The organism is Candidatus Brevundimonas phytovorans, from assembly GCA_029203145.1.
GTDB classification, from domain to species: Bacteria; Pseudomonadota; Alphaproteobacteria; order Caulobacterales; family Caulobacteraceae; genus Brevundimonas; species Brevundimonas phytovorans.
The window spans coordinates 901,583-917,984 of sequence record CP119309.1; the positions used below are offsets into that span (position 1 = coordinate 901,583).

Annotated in this window: 17 protein-coding genes and 1 tRNA gene; 11 read left to right on the top strand and 7 right to left on the bottom strand. The window is 67.6% G+C overall.

Annotated features, from left to right (window positions below):
* Positions 1–11: 11 nt before the first annotated feature.
* Both P0Y52_04350 and P0Y52_04355 read left to right on the top strand, forming a co-directional pair.
* On the top strand, positions 12–815 hold the full coding sequence (locus P0Y52_04350; GenBank protein ID WEK58770.1) for a transglycosylase SLT domain-containing protein: 804 nt from the start codon (positions 12–14) through the stop codon (positions 813–815).
* Between the two features lie 96 nt (positions 816–911).
* Entirely contained in the window at positions 912–2,057 is a 1,146-nt protein-coding gene (locus P0Y52_04355) for a DUF2336 domain-containing protein (GenBank protein WEK58771.1), read from the top strand.
* A 69-nt stretch (positions 2,058–2,126) separates the two neighbouring features.
* Here P0Y52_04355 and P0Y52_04360 read toward each other — a convergent pair whose 3' ends face one another.
* From P0Y52_04360 to P0Y52_04370, 3 genes are all read right to left on the bottom strand, one after another.
* Positions 2,127–2,600: an Hpt domain-containing protein gene (locus tag P0Y52_04360; GenBank protein ID WEK58772.1), complete on the bottom strand. Its 474-nt coding sequence runs from the start codon at positions 2,598–2,600 to the stop codon at positions 2,127–2,129.
* 63 nt (positions 2,601–2,663) lie between these two features.
* Positions 2,664–3,440 (bottom strand): NAD kinase, encoded by a 777-nt coding sequence (locus P0Y52_04365; protein WEK58773.1) that lies wholly within the window; start codon positions 3,438–3,440, stop codon positions 2,664–2,666.
* Positions 3,441–3,471: 31 nt separating this feature from the next.
* Complete coding sequence (locus P0Y52_04370; GenBank protein WEK58774.1) at positions 3,472–4,608, bottom strand: DUF2336 domain-containing protein; 1,137 nt, start codon at positions 4,606–4,608, stop codon at positions 3,472–3,474.
* A 164-nt stretch (positions 4,609–4,772) separates the two neighbouring features.
* On the opposite strand from P0Y52_04370, the gene P0Y52_04375 reads away from it, so the two are divergent.
* From P0Y52_04375 to P0Y52_04390, 4 genes are all read left to right on the top strand, one after another.
* Positions 4,773–5,537 carry a class II aldolase/adducin family protein gene (locus P0Y52_04375; GenBank protein ID WEK58775.1) on the top strand — a complete coding sequence of 255 codons (765 nt, stop codon included), beginning with the start codon at positions 4,773–4,775 and terminating at the stop codon, positions 5,535–5,537.
* Positions 5,534–6,310, top strand: coding sequence for a hypothetical protein (locus P0Y52_04380; protein WEK58776.1), 777 nt, complete (start codon positions 5,534–5,536; stop codon positions 6,308–6,310). Before P0Y52_04375 ends, P0Y52_04380 begins: the two co-directional genes overlap by 4 nt.
* A gap of 109 nt (positions 6,311–6,419) precedes the next feature.
* Positions 6,420–7,556 carry an efflux RND transporter periplasmic adaptor subunit gene (locus P0Y52_04385; GenBank protein WEK58777.1) on the top strand — a complete coding sequence of 379 codons (1,137 nt, stop codon included), beginning with the start codon at positions 6,420–6,422 and terminating at the stop codon, positions 7,554–7,556.
* Positions 7,556–10,789 carry an efflux RND transporter permease subunit gene (locus P0Y52_04390; protein ID WEK59444.1) on the top strand — a complete coding sequence of 1,078 codons (3,234 nt, stop codon included), beginning with the start codon at positions 7,556–7,558 and terminating at the stop codon, positions 10,787–10,789. The genes P0Y52_04385 and P0Y52_04390 overlap by 1 nt, the downstream gene beginning before the upstream one ends.
* 19 nt (positions 10,790–10,808) lie before the next feature.
* Here P0Y52_04390 and P0Y52_04395 read toward each other — a convergent pair whose 3' ends face one another.
* Positions 10,809–11,342: a cytochrome c family protein gene (locus P0Y52_04395; protein ID WEK58778.1), complete on the bottom strand. Its 534-nt coding sequence runs from the start codon at positions 11,340–11,342 to the stop codon at positions 10,809–10,811.
* Between the two features lie 148 nt (positions 11,343–11,490).
* Between P0Y52_04395 and P0Y52_04400 the strand changes: the two genes are divergently transcribed.
* Both P0Y52_04400 and P0Y52_04405 read left to right on the top strand, forming a co-directional pair.
* The gene (locus P0Y52_04400) at positions 11,491–11,763 is read left to right on the top strand and encodes a FeoA family protein (GenBank protein ID WEK59445.1); all 273 of its coding nucleotides are present in this window, start codon (positions 11,491–11,493) and stop codon (positions 11,761–11,763) included.
* On the top strand, positions 11,763–13,634 hold the full coding sequence (locus P0Y52_04405) for a ferrous iron transporter B (protein ID WEK58779.1): 1,872 nt from the start codon (positions 11,763–11,765) through the stop codon (positions 13,632–13,634). The genes P0Y52_04400 and P0Y52_04405 overlap by 1 nt, the downstream gene beginning before the upstream one ends.
* 83 nt (positions 13,635–13,717) lie before the next feature.
* On the opposite strand, the gene P0Y52_04410 is transcribed toward P0Y52_04405, so the two are convergent.
* Both P0Y52_04410 and P0Y52_04415 read right to left on the bottom strand, forming a co-directional pair.
* Positions 13,718–14,344, bottom strand: coding sequence for a TetR/AcrR family transcriptional regulator (locus tag P0Y52_04410; protein ID WEK58780.1), 627 nt, complete (start codon positions 14,342–14,344; stop codon positions 13,718–13,720).
* 21 nt (positions 14,345–14,365) lie between these two features.
* Positions 14,366–14,441: transfer RNA gene (locus P0Y52_04415), tRNA-Thr, on the bottom strand.
* A 51-nt stretch (positions 14,442–14,492) separates the two neighbouring features.
* On the opposite strand from P0Y52_04415, the gene P0Y52_04420 reads away from it, so the two are divergent.
* Entirely contained in the window at positions 14,493–14,843 is a 351-nt protein-coding gene (locus P0Y52_04420) for a DMT family protein (GenBank protein WEK58781.1), read from the top strand.
* Between the two features lies 1 nt (position 14,844).
* Here P0Y52_04420 and P0Y52_04425 read toward each other — a convergent pair whose 3' ends face one another.
* A complete protein-coding gene (locus tag P0Y52_04425; GenBank protein ID WEK58782.1) occupies positions 14,845–15,282 on the bottom strand; it encodes an HIT family protein in 438 nt (145 codons plus the stop codon).
* A 115-nt stretch (positions 15,283–15,397) separates the two neighbouring features.
* Between P0Y52_04425 and P0Y52_04430 the strand changes: the two genes are divergently transcribed.
* The gene (locus P0Y52_04430; protein ID WEK58783.1) at positions 15,398–15,754 is read left to right on the top strand and encodes a phage holin family protein; all 357 of its coding nucleotides are present in this window, start codon (positions 15,398–15,400) and stop codon (positions 15,752–15,754) included.
* Positions 15,755–15,823: 69 nt separating this feature from the next.
* Positions 15,824–16,390 (top strand): DUF2239 family protein, encoded by a 567-nt coding sequence (locus P0Y52_04435; protein ID WEK58784.1) that lies wholly within the window; start codon positions 15,824–15,826, stop codon positions 16,388–16,390.
* Positions 16,391–16,402: the final 12 nt, after the last annotated feature.

Sequence of the window (16,402 nt, forward strand, 5' to 3'; positions counted from 1 at the left end):
ACCGTCAACACATGAGCGTAGGAGCGATTCCATCATCCGGCGGGGTTGAGGCGGCCATCCGGCGTGCGTCCAGCACGACCGGCGTGGACTTCGATTTCCTGATGAAGACGGCGCGTCGCGAGAGCGCGATGAACCCGTCCGCGCGGGCCGGCACCTCGTCGGCTTCGGGCCTGTTCCAGTTCATCGAGCAGACCTGGCTGGCCACGGTGAAGCAGCACGGCGCCAAGCACGGTTACGGCCAATACGCCGATCTGATCCAGCGCGGCGACGACGGCCGCTGGCGGGTGCAGGGCTCGGCTCGCAATGTGGTTCTGGACCTGCGCTTTGATCCTCAGGCCGCCTCGACCATGGCGGCGGAGCTGACCGCCTCAAACGCCGCCTATCTGCGCGGTCGAACGGGGCAGGAGCCGGGCGCCGGCGACCTCTACGCCGCCCACTTCCTCGGCCCGGCGGGCGCCGCCAAGCTGATGGAGGCCATGCAGTCGCGGCCCGGCGCCAGCGCGGTCTCCCTGTTCCCGGATGCGGCCTCGGCCAATCGCTCGATCTTCTATCGCAACGGCCGCCACGCCACGGTGGCCGAGGTCCACGCCAACCTGCAACGCACGGCGGGCGAGGGGGCGCCGGCGGCGGGTGTCGGTTCGACGCTGAGCACGAGTCCGGATCTGAGCGACAAGGATCGGATGCTGGCGGCACGGCTGGATCGGTTGAAGCAGGACCAGAGCCTGCTGGCGCTTTTGCTGGGTCAGGACGGCCAGGGCGGCAAGAGCAGCGGCTTCGGCGGGGCCTTCGGACCGCCCTCGGAGACGGCTGCGTAAAAGAACGTGGTTTCGCCTCATTCCTAATGAGGTGTTAACTATGTAACGCTAAGCGTGACGATTGATTCTTCGCCTCGCCAGCTCACGAGCTTCCTCATGACCGCCTACCGCGCCCGACTGACGGAAAGCGACATCAGGCGTCTGATCAAGTCGGACGCGGAAGACGAGCGAGCGGCGGCGGCGCACAAGCTGTGCCGCAGCATCGACCGCATGGCTCTGGATGCGGCGGACCGGGCGGCGGCGCAAAAAATTCTGAACGTCCTGGCCAACGACGCTGCCGAGCTGGTGCGGCGCGCCCTGGCCGTGACGCTGAAGTCCTCTGATCTGATGCCGCGAGAGGTGGCGCGCCGCCTGGTCGCCGACGTCGACAGCGTGGCTCTGCCGATCATTGGATGCTCGCCGGCCTTCACCGACGACGATCTGATCGAGATCATCCGTGCCGGATCGGCGGTGCGTCAGAACGCGGTGGCGGGCCGTGACCGCGTCCCGCGCGACGTCGCCACCGTGCTGGCGACCGAGGGGTGCCAGTCGGCGGTGCGGACGCTGGCGGCCAATGACAATGCGGACATTTCCGAGGACGCCCTGGGCGTGGTCATCGACCGCTTCGGTCAGACCCCCGAGATTGTTTCGGCCATCGCCTATCGTCAGGTTCTGCCCCTGTCGGTGACGGAGCGCCTGGTGGCCCTGGCCAGCGACGCGGTGCGTGAGCATCTGGTCACGCGTCACGCCGTGGCGCCGGAGACGGCCATTCAGTTCGCCCGGTTCACGCGCGAGCGGGTGACGGTCGATCTGGTCGATCAGGCGCGGGTCAGCAACGACCTGCCGGCCTTTGTCGCCGGACTGAACGCCCGCAAGGCGCTGAACGCCTCTCTGCTGCTGCGCGCCCTGGCGCGGGGGCAGATGGCCCTGTTCGAACACGCCTTGGCTGAGTTGACCGGCACGCCGCATCATCGGGCCTGGTTGATGGTGCATGACGCCGGGCCGCTGGGGCTGAAGGCCATTTACGACCGGGCCGGTCTGCCGCCGCGCCTGTTCCAGGCCTTCCGCGCGGGCGTCGATACCTGGCGCGCGCTTCAGGCCGAGGGCGGAGACACGGCCAGCGAGGCCTTCCGCCAGCGGATGCTGGAACGGTTCCTCAGCCAGCGCCCCAATACGTCGCGCGACGACCTGGCCTATCTGATGGAGCGGCTGGATCGTCCCCCGGCCCTCGACGTCGAGGCGGCGGCCGTCAGCGCCGCCTGATCCCCTTCGGTCACGAAAAAAGGCGCCCCCGGCATCGGCGGCGCCTTTTTCTATGGGCGCAAGCCGATGTCAGGCCAGGTGTTCGGCGACGCGGGCTTCCAGGGTTTCGGCCAGTTCGCGGCCGACGGGGTGTTCGTCGGTCTGGATTTCGTCGCGGACCACGGCGCGGATGGCGTCGATATGGGCGTCGAGGATGGCGACAGGCGCCTGCATCCGCTTGTCGGCGTCGTCCATCATCCGGCACAGGGAGCCAGCGATTCGCGTGACCAGCGGATACTGGTAGGTGGCACCCAGGCCCTTCAGGTCATGGGCGCGGAAATACAGCGCCTCTGCCGTTTCGGGGGTGTAGCCCTTGGCGCGGATGTCGGCCTGGGCCTGATCCAGCTTGACGATTTCATCCTGCAGCCATTGGCCGAACTGGGCCGACATGGCCTTGAGGGCGGCTTCGGCCTTGGCGATGGCGTTGGCGTCGATGCCGCCGAAGCCGCCGACCTTGGCGCGCAGGGGATTGGGTGGGCGAATGACCTGGGGAGGGTTGCTCACGTGACGGGCTCCTGAACTCTGGGTGCAAGCTTACGCGACGGAGCCTTAAAAACCCGTGACGTTTCAGCTGGCGAATTGCTCGGCCATGACGCGTTCTTCAAACGAGCGTCCGGCGTCGAACAACATGGTCAGGCTGATGTCGCGGCGTTCGCGCACTTCGACGCGGGTGACGCGGCGGACCTCGAAATTGTCGGCGGTGGCGCTGACGGGGCGTTTGTCGGGCTCCAGCACCTCGAAACGGACGCGCGCGGTGTGCGACAGCAGGGCCCCGCGCCAGCGCCGGGGCCGAAAGGCGCTGATCGGCGTCAGGGCCAGGCTGGGGGCGTCGAGGGGGATGATCGGGCCGTGCGCCGACAGGTTGTAAGCGGTCGAGCCGGCGGGCGTGGCCACCATGCAGCCGTCGCAGCTGAGTTCTTCCAGCCGGACCTTGTCGTTGATGCTGACGCGCAGCTTGGCGGTCTGGCGTGTCTGGCGCAGCAGGGAGACCTCGTTGATGGCCAGGCCGCTGTGAACCTCGCCGCTCTCGACCCAGGCGTCCATCTGCAGCGGGTGGATGACCGTGCGGTCGGCCTCGGCCAGGCGGGCCAGCAGGTCGTCCTCGTCATAGTCGTTCATCAGGAAGCCGACCGAGCCCCGGTTCATGCCGTAAACCGGCGTGCGGAGCTGGAGGTTGTTGTGCAGCGTCTCCAGCATGAAGCCGTCGCCGCCCAAGGCCACGATGACGTCGGCTTCAGCCACGGGGACCGAGCCATAGCGTTCAGTCAGGCGCAGCCGGGCCGCCTCGGCTTCGGGGCGGTCGCTGGCGACAAAAGTCAGGGCGAGGGGGGCGGGCGTGTTCACGCAGGCAGGCAAGCGGAGCGGAGCCTCCGTGTCAAACGGAAGCGGCGTCGATGTCGGCCATCAGCAGACGAAATTCATAGGCGGCTTGATCCGCCGAGCGTTCGGCCAGACGCCAGGCCGAGCTGTCAGGATCGCGCGGGAAGCCTTTGTTCAGCTTGCGGATCTCGGTCAACAAGGCGGGGAAGGCGGCGCGGTCCAGGCCTACAGCGATGCAGGCCAGGAACAGCGGGCGGGCCGTGTCTCCGGCCAGGGCGCGGTGAATCTGCGACACCTCGAAGCGGCCCAGAACCGCCAGGCCGTGAGCGAAGACGCCCAGTTTTTCCTCGCGCAGGGCACGGATCAGATAGGCCGGACGCAGCTGGCCCGCCGCGTGAAGCTTGGCCACCAGTCGGGCGTCGGAGTCGTCGGCGCGAGGCGACGCGGTGTCCCATTCGGCGGCGGTGGCTCGGACGGAGGTTTGAGCGGCGTCCTGAACGGCCTGCGCCAGTTGAGCGGGGTCGAGGGTGAAGCGGTCGCTGATCGCTTGGCGCAGGGCCTCGCCGACCCATTGATACAGGCGCAGCGCCAGGTCTTCGTCCAGCGACGGGTGGCGGGTCAGGGGCGCGCGCAGGGCGGCCAGTTGGCGGGATTGATCCACCAGTTCGGCGAAGGCTTCGGCCTCGATCCGGGCGCTGCGGTTTGTGGCGAGCGCGGTCATGACCGCCGGATCGCGTCCGGCGACGATGGCGCGGGCCACGGCGGCGCCGAGGTCGGGGCGCAGGGCGACCTGAATCTGGTGCTCGATCGAACAGTCAGCCAGCAGGTGCAGCAGGTCGTCATCCAGCAGCAGGGGGCTGGCGGCGATCACGGGGCGGGCGATCTGGATTTCGTCGGCGGCCAGCATGCGCACCAGGGCGGCGGGCGCCCATTCCGCCTTGGCCAGCCGCTGGGCCAGAACCTGGCGGATTTCGCGCTCGGCGCTGCGGGTGAGCGCGATGAAGATGTCGGCCAGGGCGTCGGGCGCGCCGCCATGGTCGGCGGCGGATTCATAGAGGCTGGCCACCCCCATCAGCAGGCGATGCTGATCGTCGGGCGAGCGCGTCCTGGCCAGGTCCAGCAGTTGGTTCAGACCTGCCAAGGGCACCGCCTGCGAGGGCTTTTCGGGGTCTAGCGGGACGACTGTGGACACGGGCGGCTCCGCGGATCGAAAGACGGCCGCCTCGGCCGCGCGGCATAGTCGTCCCGATGGCGTGAAAACAGGGTTAACGAAAACCTTCCGGGGTGAACGCCGGTCGCTTGACGGCGCGGCGGCGCGGCGCGAGGTTCAAGGGAACAATGATAAGGGAGGCTGTCATGGCGGATGGATCGGCGGCGTCGCTGAAGTCGCGGGTGTCGGAGGCCGAGTGGCAGGCGCGCGTTGAACTGGCGGCGCTCTATCGGCTGGTGGCGCTGCACGGCTGGGACGACATGATCTTCACCCACGTCTCGGCCCGCGTGCCGGGGCCGGAGCATCACTTCCTGATCAATCCCTACGGCTGGTATTTCGACGAGATCACCGCCTCTTCCTTGGTGAAGGTCGATCTGGACGGCAACATCGTTCAGGACACGACCAGCTTCATCAATCCGGCCGGCTTCACCATTCACTCGGCGGTGCACGCCGCGCGCGAGGACGCCAAGTTCGTCATCCACCTGCATACGGTGAACGGGGTGGGGGTGGCGGCCCAGCAGCATGGTCTGCTGCCCATCAGCCAGAACGCCTGCCTGCTGCAGCACCAGGTGGCCTATCACGGCTATGAAGGTCTGGCGCTGAACCACGACGAGCGCGAGCGTTTGGTGGCCGATCTGGGCGATAAGCCCCTCATGCTGCTGCGCAACCACGGCACGATGGCGGTCGGTGAGACGGCGGCCCAGGCCTGGGTCGGGATCTTCTTCCTGGAACGGGCCTGCGCCCAGCAGGTGGCGGCTCTGTCGGGCGGGCGCGAGAATGTCCTGATCGCGCCGGACGCGGCCCAGGCCGAGACGAAAGATCAAGGACGCGGCATCGGCTTTGTCTCGTCGTTGGCCTGGCCGGGGGCTCTGCGTCAGCTGGAACGAAAATCGCCGGGCTACGACGTGTGAGAGCGGTCGGGGGGCTTCTGATCATCGCGGGACTGGCGGGGGCGGGGACCCCGGCCGCCGCTGGAGCCTGGAACCTGCCGAAGGGGCAGGGACAGGCCATCATGAAGTACGAGGACATGCGCGCCGACGAGAGCTTTGTCGCGGGCGGCAGGGTCGATCTGCCGGCGGATCGCGTGGATCGCGCAGCCTCCCTGCTGGTCGAGTATGGGCTGAGCGACCGACTGACCGTGCAGGTCAAGGGCGAGTGGCAGTCGGGGCGCGACGATTATGCCGACTATGAAGGGCGAGGGCCGGTCGAGATCGGCGCCCGCTGGCAGGCCTGGCGTGACGAGGCGAGCGTCGTGGCCGTCTATGCCGGCTATGCTCAGGCCGGGGAGGGACGCAACGCCGGCTATGCCTCGCCAGGTGTGGGCGACAGCGACTGGGAGATGCGGCTGTTGGCCGGTCGTTCGATCGACGGATCGGGCGTCAAATGGGCGCCGCAACGCAGCTTTGTCGAGGCCCAGGTAGCGCGGCGCTGGCGTCAGGGTCTGCCGGACGAGGTGCGGATCGACGTGACGGCGGGGGCCCATGTAGGCCAGAGCTGGATGCTGATGGCGCAAGGTTTCGGCGGGGCGGTGGACGGCGACGGCGCCCGTTGGCTGTCGGTCGAGGTTACGGCGGTTCGCGACTTCGGCGCCTGGAGTCTGCAGGGCGGATGGCGTCAGGCCGTGGCCGGTCGGGATACCCCGGCGGCTGGCGGGCCGATTTTCGGGGTATGGCGACGTTTCTGACGCCGTTTCCGCGACGGAACCTCAACCGGCCAACGTTACAGATACTTTATTTGCCTAACGGCCGTGACCCGTTAAGCGGGACCGCTTGTTGTCGGGGAGACTGCGTCGCGTGTTTAAACGCCATTTTTTCATTATCGTGGCGGCGTGTCTGGTGGGGCTCATGGTCCTGGCGGCGGTGCTGAAGATCACCCTGGCTGACGACAACAAGGGCGGTCCCGGCGGTCCAGGCGGTCGCGGCGGTCCCGGCGGCGGACGTGGTCAGGCGGTGGCCGAGGCGGTCGCTGCGCCGCGTGAGTTCGCCGACCAGATCCGGGTTCTGGGCGTGGCGCGCAGCAAGCGCTCGGTCAACATCACCTCCAACACCACCGAGCTGATCACGCGCGTCATGTTCACCGACGGCCAGCGGGTCGCGGCGGGCACGCCCCTGGTCGAGCTTCAGGCGCGCGAGGAAGACGCCGATCTGATTCAGGCGCGGGCGCAACTGGCCCAGGCCCAGCGGGAATATGACCGCTACAAGATTCTGGCTGAGCGCGGCGTGGCCCCGCGCGTCACCGCCGAAACGGCCGAAACCGCCTTGCAGACCGCCCGTGCCGCCGTGGCGGCCTCCGAAGCTCGTCGCGGTGACCGCGTGCTGCGCGCGCCCTTCGCCGGGGTGCTGGGTCTGACGACGGTGACGCCGGGGACGCTGATCTCGCCCGGATCGGTCATCACCACCCTGGACGACACCAGCGCCATTCGCGTCGATTTCCCTCTGCCGGAACGCTATCTGGGAGTGCTTCAGGTCGGGACGCCGCTGACGGCGACGGCGGACGCATATGCCGACCAGACGGTCGAGGGGCGCATCGCCCTGCTGGACACGCGCGTCAACGAACAGACGCGCGCCGTCATCGCCCGCGCCGAATTCGCCAACCCCGGAAACCGCATCCGTCCCGGCATGATGATGCGCGTCGCCGTGCAGCAGGGTCGTCGACAAAGCCTGGCGGTGCCTGAGGCCGCGGTCCAGTATGAAGGGCAGGGCGCCTTCGTCTATCGCATCGCCCGCGGCGAGAAGGGCACGACCGCCCAGCGCGTCGAGGTGCAGACCGGCGCCGTCGAGGGCGGTTTCGTCGAAATCCTGTCGGGGCTGGACAATAACGACCGCGTGGTCGCCTCGGGCCTGAACCGCATCCAGCCCGGTGCGCCGGTCACGGTGGGCGGCGGCGCGCAAAAGGGCGGCGCCCGCGCGCCTCAGGCGGCCCGCAAATGATGCTGTCCGATGTTTCGGTCCGCCGCCCCGTCTTTGCGGCGGTGGGGGCCATCGTCCTGTGCGTCATCGGCCTGGCGGCCTTCTTCTTCCTGCCGGTGCGCGAACTGCCGGACGTCGATCCGCCGGTGGTCTCGGTCAGCACCAGCTACGCCGGGGCCTCGGCCGAGGTCATCGAAAGCCGGATCACTGAGCCGATCGAGCAGCAGATCGCCGGCATTCAGGGCGTCGAACGCATCAACTCGACCAGCCGCGACGGCCGCTCCAATGTGAACATCGAGTTCTCGCTGGACCGCAATATCGACGACGCCGCCAACGACGTGCGCGACCGCGTTTCGCGCGTGCAGGGGCGTCTGCCGGATCAGGCCGACCCGCCGGAAGTGGCCAAGGCCGACTCCGACAGCCAGCCCATCATGATCATGTTCCTGCGTTCCACGACGATGAACCGTCTGGAGCTGACGGACTATGCCGACCGCTATCTGGTGGACCGTTTCGCCACCGTGCCGGGCGTGGCCCAGGTCAACATCTTTGGCGAGCAGCGCTACGCCATGCGTATCTGGCTGGACGCCGCCGCCATGGCCGCGCGCGGTCTGACCGTCAACGACGTCGAGACGGCGCTGAGCAACCAGAACGTCGAACTGCCCGCCGGTTCGCTGGAATCGACGCAGAAAGACTATACGGTCCGCGTGGCCCGCACCTATGCGCGGCCTGCCGACTTCGCGCAGTTGCCGATCGGCACACGCGGTTCGGCCTCGACCGCGACCGGCGCGCAGGCGTCCGGCACCCTGGCCGCCGCATCCACCTCCATGACCAATGGCGTGACCGGCGCCCTGCAGGGCAACGCCGCCTATGTGACGCGGCTGGGCGACATCGCCCGGATCGAGGAGGCGCCCGCCGAGGCGCGCCGCCTGTTCCGCGGCAATGGCGTCGATCAGATCGGTCTGGCCGTCACGCGTCAGGCCCAGTCCAACGACCTGGCGATTTCCGAAGGCGCGCGCGCCTTGATGGAGCAGGTCAAGCCGACCCTGCCGCCGGGCACGACGCTGGAAGTCGGGTCCGACAACTCGGTCTTCACCTCTCACGCCATCGACGAGGTCTGGATCACCATCGGCATCTCGATGGCGCTGGTGGCTCTGGTCAACTTCGTCTTCCTGGGCAGCCTGCGCGCGGCGATCATCCCCTCGGTGGTGGCGCCCATCTGTCTGCTGGCGACCTTTATCGTCCTGGCCCCGCTCGGCTTCTCGCTGAACCTGCTGACCTTGCTCGCCCTGGTGCTGGCCATCGGCCTGGTGGTCGATGACGCCATCGTGGTGGTCGAGAATATCCAGCGCCGTCTGGATCACGGCGAGCCGCCGCTGATCGCCGCCGAGCGTGGCGCGCGTCAGGTCTTCTTCGCCGTCGTGGCGACGACGGTGGTGCTGCTGTCGGTGTTCGCGCCCCTGCTGTTCCTGCCCGGGTATGTCGGCCGACTGTTCGTCGAACTGGCGGCGGCCATCGCCGCGGCCGTGGCCTTCTCGGCCTTCCTGGCGCTGAGCCTGTCGCCCATGCTGGCGTCCAAGATACTGAAGCCGGCGCAGTCCGGCGGCTGGGTGGCGCGTCGCGTCGACCGGGCCATGGATGCGCTGAAGCACTCCTACGCCAACTCGCTGAACGCCCTGCTGGGCCGTCGCGCCGCTGTCGGCGGGGTGATCGGGCTGATCGTTCTGGTCGCGGCGGGCGCTGCGGGCATCTTCATGGTCCTGCCCAACGAGCTGGTGCCGAACGAGGACCGCGGTCGCGTCCAGATCCGGGTTCAGGGGCCGGAAGGCGCAGGCTTCGACTACACCCGCAAGATCATGCTGGGGCTGGAGCCGATCCTGGCCGAGTACCGCGAGAACGGCGAGGCGGCCAACTACCTGATCTCGTCGCCCGGCTTCGGCGGCGGCAGCTACAACTCCGGCAACGGGGTGCTGAACCTGTCCGACTGGTCCGAGCGCAAGCGGTCGGCCGACGAGATCGCCCAGGAACTGAACGGCAAGCTGCGCAGCCAGACCGACGCCCAGGTCAACGCCTCGACCCCCGGCGCCTTCCAGCGCGGCGGCGGCAACTCCAATTCGGTCGAGATGATCGTCACAGGGGCCGAGTATGGCCCGCTCTACAACTGGCTGCAGCCGATCCTGGCGGCGGCGCAGGAGAACCCTGGCCTGTCGCGTCCGCGTCTCAACTATGAGCCGAACGCGCCGCGCCTGCTGGTCGATGTCGATCCGCAGAAGGCGGCCGCTCTGGGCGTGTCGTCGCAGCAGATCGGCCGGGCGCTGGAGACCATGTTCGGGTCTCGTCGCGCCACCACCTACATCAAGGGCGGTCAGGAATACGACGTCATCCTGCAGACCGATCGCGACAACCGTCGCGGCGTGGGCGATCTGGAAGCCCTCTATGTCTCGACCGGCGCGGGCCAGCTGGTGCCGTTGTCGGCGGTGGTCACGACCCAGACGTCCGGCGATACGCCTGACCGTCGCCGTCTGGACCGCCAGCGGGCCATCACCCTTCAGGCCGACCTGAACCCCGGCACCACCATCGACGACGCCGTGGCCTTCCTCAACGCCGAGGTCGCCAAGCAGCCGCAGGGCCTGGCGACGGTCCGCTGGGGCGGCGCGGCGCGGGATCAGCAGGAAGCGGGCAGCGCCGTAGGCTGGGCCTTTGGTCTGGCCCTGCTGCTGGTCTTCCTGGTGCTGGCGGCCCAGTTCGAGAGCTGGATCACCCCGGCGGTCATCATGCTGACGGTGCCATTGGCGGCGGCTGGGGGGCTGTTCGGCCTGTTGATGGCCGGCTCCAGCCTGAACATCTACAGCCAGATCGGCCTGATCATCCTGATCGGGGTGGCGGCCAAGAACGGGATCCTGATTGTCGAGTTCGCCAACCAGCTGCGCGATCAGGGGCGGACCATCCGTGAGGCGATCATCGAGTCGTCGTCGCTGCGCCTGCGCCCGATCATCATGACCTCGATCGCCACCGCCTTCGGCGCCCTGCCACTGATGCTGTGGCAAGGCGCGGGCGCGGGCAGCCGCCAGACCATCGGCGTGGTCATCTTCACGGGGGCCATGTTCGCCACCATGCTGACCCTGTTCGTGGTGCCGGTCATCTATGGCGTGCTGGCGCGTTTCACCAAGTCGCCGGAATACACCGCTCGCAAGATCGAGGAGTGGGAGGCCCAGGAGATCGCCGACGGCAAGACGCCGGACATGACCCCCGGCTAATCTGCGCTGGGCTGAATGATCAGGAAGCGGGGGCCGTCGCGGCTGCGTCGGCCTTCGCCGTTTCCGGGGTATAGCCCGTCTCCACCTTCAGGAAGGCGATGACGTCGCGGCGGTCGGTGGCGTCGCGCAGGCCGGCGAAGGTCATCTTGTTGCCGGGCAGGAAGGTCTTGGGATTCTCCAGCCAGTGATCCAGCTTGTCGGCGTCCCAGGCGAAGCCTGCCGTGCGCAGGGCGTGGGAATAGCTGTACTTGTCCAGCGCCCCGGCCTGACGGCCGAAGACGCCGTAAAGGTTCGGCCCCGCCATGTTCGGCCCGCCCGGCGTGATGGTGTGGCAGGACCGGCAGCGGGCGAAGGCGCGACGCCCGTTTTCAAGGTCGCCGGCATTATAGGGGGCGGGTAGGGCGGCCAGCATGGCGAGCTTTTCAGCCTCGGTCGCGGCGGGCGGGGGCGGGGCCTTGGGCGTCGCATCGGCGGCGGGCGCCGAGTTGTCGCCGCAGGCGGCGAGGGCCAGCGAGGCGGTCAGGACGGCGGAAATTGCAAGGATGGTGCGCATGGCGGACTCCATAGGCCAGATGCCCTTGATAGCCGATGGGCGTTTAGTCGCAACGGCGCCGGTGATCGTTACTGGACGCGAACCGTTCGCAGCTGATAATCACTGTCAACTTAAGTGAGCGGCGCAAGGCGCCGTCGTAATGAGCGCCATGACCGACACCATCAAACTCAGCCAGGCCCGTCGCGGCGACCGCGGCGTCATCGTTCAGGTCGGCACGCATTGTCACCATCAGGATCACGAGATCGAGCTGGAGCGGCGCTTGCTGGAGCTGGGCTTCGTCGAGGGCGCGCGCGTCGAACTGCTGCACGAGGGTCTGTTTGGTCGCGATCCCATCGCCATCAGGGTGGATGACATGCGCGTGGCCCTGCGTCGGCAGGAGGCGGCCAGTCTGACCATTCTTCTGGACGGGGAGGCTGTCTGATGGACATGGCCGTTCGCACCGCCCGTATCGCTCTCGTCGGCAATCCCAACAGCGGCAAGACCGCCCTGTTCAACGCCCTGACGGGCGCCCACCAGAAGGTCGCCAACTACGCGGGCGTCACCGTCGAGCGCAAGGAAGGGCGGATTACCGCCGCTGACGGCCGCACCCTGTCGGTGCTGGATTTGCCGGGCACCTATTCGCTGCGCGCGCGCAGTCTGGATGAGGAAGTCACCCGCGACGCCGTCCTGGGCGCCCTGCCGGGCGAGAGCCCGCCGGACGTGGTGGTCTGCGTCGCCGACGCCACCAACCTGAGGCTGGTGTTGCGTCTGGCGCTGGAGCTGAAGCAGGTCGGGCGGCCGATGGTGCTGGCCCTCAACATGTACGACATCGCCCAGCGTCAGGGCCTGCGCATCGACCTGGAGAAGCTGTCGGCCGAGATCGGCGCGCCGGTGATCACCACGGTCGCCACGCGCAAGCGCGGCATCGCCGAACTGGTCGCCGCCGCGCAAGGACAGGCCGATCTGGCGGTGGGCGAGAGCCACAACGACTGGCACGCGCCGTCCCCCGCCGAAATCCGCGCCGCGCATCGCGAGGCCGAGCGGATCGTCAAGGCCTGCGTCCGCCCGCCTGAGCGCCCCGACACCCTGACCGGCAAGATCGACAGCGTGCTGCTGCACCCGGTCGCCGGTCTGCTCATCCTGATGGGCGTGCTGTTCCTCATGTTCCAGGCCGTCTTCACCTGGGCCACGCCCGCCATGGACGGCATCGAGGCCTTCTTCGCGCTGGTGGGCGGCTGGGTGGCGGCGGTGCTGCCGGATGGTCTGCTGCAAAGCCTGATCGTCGACGGTCTGATCGGCGGGGTCGGCAGCGTGCTGGTCTTCCTGCCGCAGATTTTGATCATCTTCTTCTTCATCATCGTGCTGGAAGATTTCGGCTACATGGCCCGCGCGGCCTTCCTGATGGACAAGATCATGGGCGGGGCGGGGTTGCATGGCCGCGCCTTCATTCCCCTGCTGTCCAGCTTCGCCTGCGCCATTCCCGGCATCATGGCGACGCGGGTGATCGAGGCCAAGCGCGACCGCCTGACCACCATCCTGATCGCGCCGCTGATGACCTGCTCGGCGCGCATTCCGGTCTATGTCCTGATCATCGGCGCCTTCATCCCGAATGAGACGGTCTGGGGCTTCTTCAGCCTGCAGGGTCTGGTCATGTTCGGCCTCTACGCCAGCGGCATCATCAGCGCGCTGCTGGTCTCGCTAGTGGTGCGCAGGGTCTTCTGGCGAGGGGCGGTCGAGCCTTTCATGATGGAGCTGCCCGCCTACAAGATGCCCGACATCAAGAGCGTGCTGTTCAATCTGTGGCTGCGCGCCAAGATATTCCTGCGTCGCGCGGGCAAGATCATCCTGCCCCTGATGATCATCGTCTGGGCGCTGTCGACCTTCCCCTATCCGCCGGAAGGCGCGACGGGACCGGCCATCGACTATTCCTTCGCCGGCATGATCGGCAAGGCGCTGGAGCCCATCTTCGCCCCCATCGGTTTCAACTGGCAGATGGTGGTGGCTCTGGTCCCCGGCATGGCCGCACGCGAAGTCGCCGTGGCGGTTCTGGGCACGGTCTATGCCGTCGCCGGCGCCGAAGAGAACGTCGGCGCCCTGGCCTCGGTCCTGTCCGCCAACTGGTCGCTGGCCACGGGTCTGGCCTTCCTGGCCTGGTATGTCTTCGCGCCCCAGTGCCTGCCGACCATCGGCGTCGTGCGTCGCGAGACGGGCTCGATGAAATGGACCCTGATCATGGTCGGCTATATGTTCGGTCTGGCCTATCTGGCGGCCTTCATCGTCTATCACACGGCCGTGGCGCTGGGCGGGGGCTAAACACCCCGCTGTCGCTCATCCCCGCGAAGGCCGGGATCCAGATTGCAGGGCGCGCCTGTTCGTTCCGAAGGCGTAATTCGGGCCTATCTGCCGGTAGTCAGCTTGACCACGATATGCGCCGTCGTGTCGACAATGGCCTCGGCGGTGTCGGCGCGGCGCATCAGGGCGAAGCCAGCGGCGACGGATTCCACCAGATTGGCGGTCTCGTAAGAGGTCAGGCGCGGGCTCAGGCCATCGGGATGGGCCCCGCCGGCCTTGGCTTGAGCGATGCGGCGTTCCAGCGCCAGGTGTAGGCGACGCATCCGCTTGATGCGGCTCTCGGCAAACTCAGGCTCGCCCTTGTCGGCCAGCATGTGCTCGACACGCAGCACCGGGCCGTGGTCGCCCCACAGGGCCAGAACTTCCAGCACATAGGCGCGCACGGCCTCGAAGGCGCGGTCCCCGGTCCAGTCGGCGTGGATATGTTTGGCCAGACGCTGGAAGTCCTCACCGGCCTCTTCGCACAGGACCAGCAGGCCTTCCTCGACGGACCTGAAGTAGGTGTAGAAGGTCGGCGCGGACACGCCCGCCGCCAGCGCCACGTCGGCGGCGCGAATCTCGCCCAGATGCTTGTGGTTCAGCAGGCCGCGCAGGGCGTCGAGAATGGCCCGGCGAGTCCGCGCCCCGCGCGTCCCGATCTTGTGGCCCAGCTTGTTGGTCGTCTCGGTCATGGAGGGAGGCGGCCGAAGAAATGGTGCCGGTTGCAGGAATCGAACCCGCGACATCCAGTTTACAAAACTGGCGCTCTACCAACTGAGCTAAACCGGCGTTGCGCGCCTTATGCTGGCGGAATCTCTCAGACGCAAGCACAGTCCGCACATGCCGATGACGCCCTATCTCACGCCGATCCTTTTGCTGGCCCTGTCGAACGTCTTCATGACCTTCGCCTGGTATGGCCACCTGAAATTCGGAGCCAAACCCTTGTGGATCGTGGTGATCCTGAGCTGGGGCATCGCCTTCTTCGAATACTGCCTGGCCGTGCCCGCCAACCGCATTGGCCATCAGGTCTATTCGGCGGCCGAGCTGAAGACCATGCAGGAGGTGATCACCCTGCTGGTGTTCGCTGTCTTCTCGGTGCTCTACCTCGGCGAGAAGCTGACCCTGAACCATCTGGTCGGCTTCTCGCTGATCGCGGGCGGGGCCTTCTTCATCTTCAAGGGCCCGCTGTAGCTCAGTCCAGTTCGGCGGCGATCCGGGCGGCCAGGGCCCTGAGCTGTTCGGTGTCGGCCATGGGAGCGTGGCCGTGGCCCTTGAGCGCGCGGTCCGCCCAGCGCGGGATGATGTGGAAATGCAGGTGGAAGACGGTCTGGCCGCCCGCTTCGCCGTTGAACTGCATCAGGCTGAGACCGTCGGGCTTCAGCGCCTTTTCCACCGCGCGGGCGGTGCGCTGGACGGCGGCGGTCAGCGTGGTCAGGACCTCGGGCTCGATCTCGAGCAGGTTGCGCGCCTGCGAGGTCTTGGACACCACGAGGACATGACCTTCGGACTGGGGGAAGACATCCATGAAGGCCAGGACGTCGTCGTCTTCCCACACCTTCACGCTGGGAATCTCGCCGCGCAGGATTCTGGCGAAGATGTTGTCGGGGTCGTAGGCGCCGTGAAGGCTCATGGGGGGGCTCCGTCAGAGAGGTCGGAGCAAGGCTAGCAGGGCAGGGCGAATTTCGCACGGGAGCGAAACGTGATCTGGCGCACTATATGGTCAAGGTTCACGGAGATCGTCTTGCATGCTGCGTTTCATCGTTCAGGCCGTCGTTACCGCCCTGGGGCTGTGGCTGGCCGCCAGGGTCGTGCCGGGGGTGGATTTCACCTCGACCGGGTCTTTGGTGGCGGCAGCCGTAATCCTGGGCCTCGTCAACGCCATAGTGCGGCCGATCATGGTCATCCTGACCCTGCCGCTGACCATCGTGACCCTGGGCCTGTTCCTGCTGGTGGTGAACGCGGCGATGATCGGGCTGACGGCCTGGTTCCTGGGCGGATTCGCAGTCAATGGATTGTGGGCCGGCATCGGCGCCGCCATCGTGACGGGCGTGGTCAGTTGGATCGCCGCCTCCCTGTTCGGCGAGGGCGAGCGCGCGCGCTGAATAAATCCGGGTAATATTGACGCGTTGATATTGCCCGGATAAATCCTTGGCGCTGTTCAAGGAGCGAAGATGACGACCGCCAGCTGCACCGCCTTTGCCGGAAATCGCCTGATCGCTTCGGGCCCCCTGTCTGCTGTCTTGGCGGCTGTGAAGGCGGCGCATGACGCGGGCGAGCCGGTGCTGATCTTTGACGACGCCGACGCCCGGCCGGTGGAGTTCGACCTGCGCGGCGATCTGGCCGACGTCATGGCGCGGTTGCCGTCGCAGCCTGTCGAGAAGCGCGGTCCTGGGCGGCCCAGGCTGGGGGTGACGGCGCGCGAAGTGACCCTGTTGCCGCGGCACTGGGACTGGTTGGCGGCGCAGCCGGGCGGGGCGTCGGTGGCGTTGCGGAAGCTGGTCGAGAACGCCCTGCGCGAGGCCGAGGGGCCGGACCGCGTGCGCCGCATCCGCGAGGCCGCCTATCGCTTCATGACAGCCTTGGCAGGGGATCAGCCCGGCTATGAGGAGGCGACACGGATGCTGTTCGCCGGCGACGGGACCGCCTTTGACGAGGCGATCCAGAACTGGCCGACGGACGTGCGCGACTATGCGCGTCGATTGGCCGAGGGCGGCTGGAACAACGGCCAAGGTCGATAAGGCGCCGGCCGA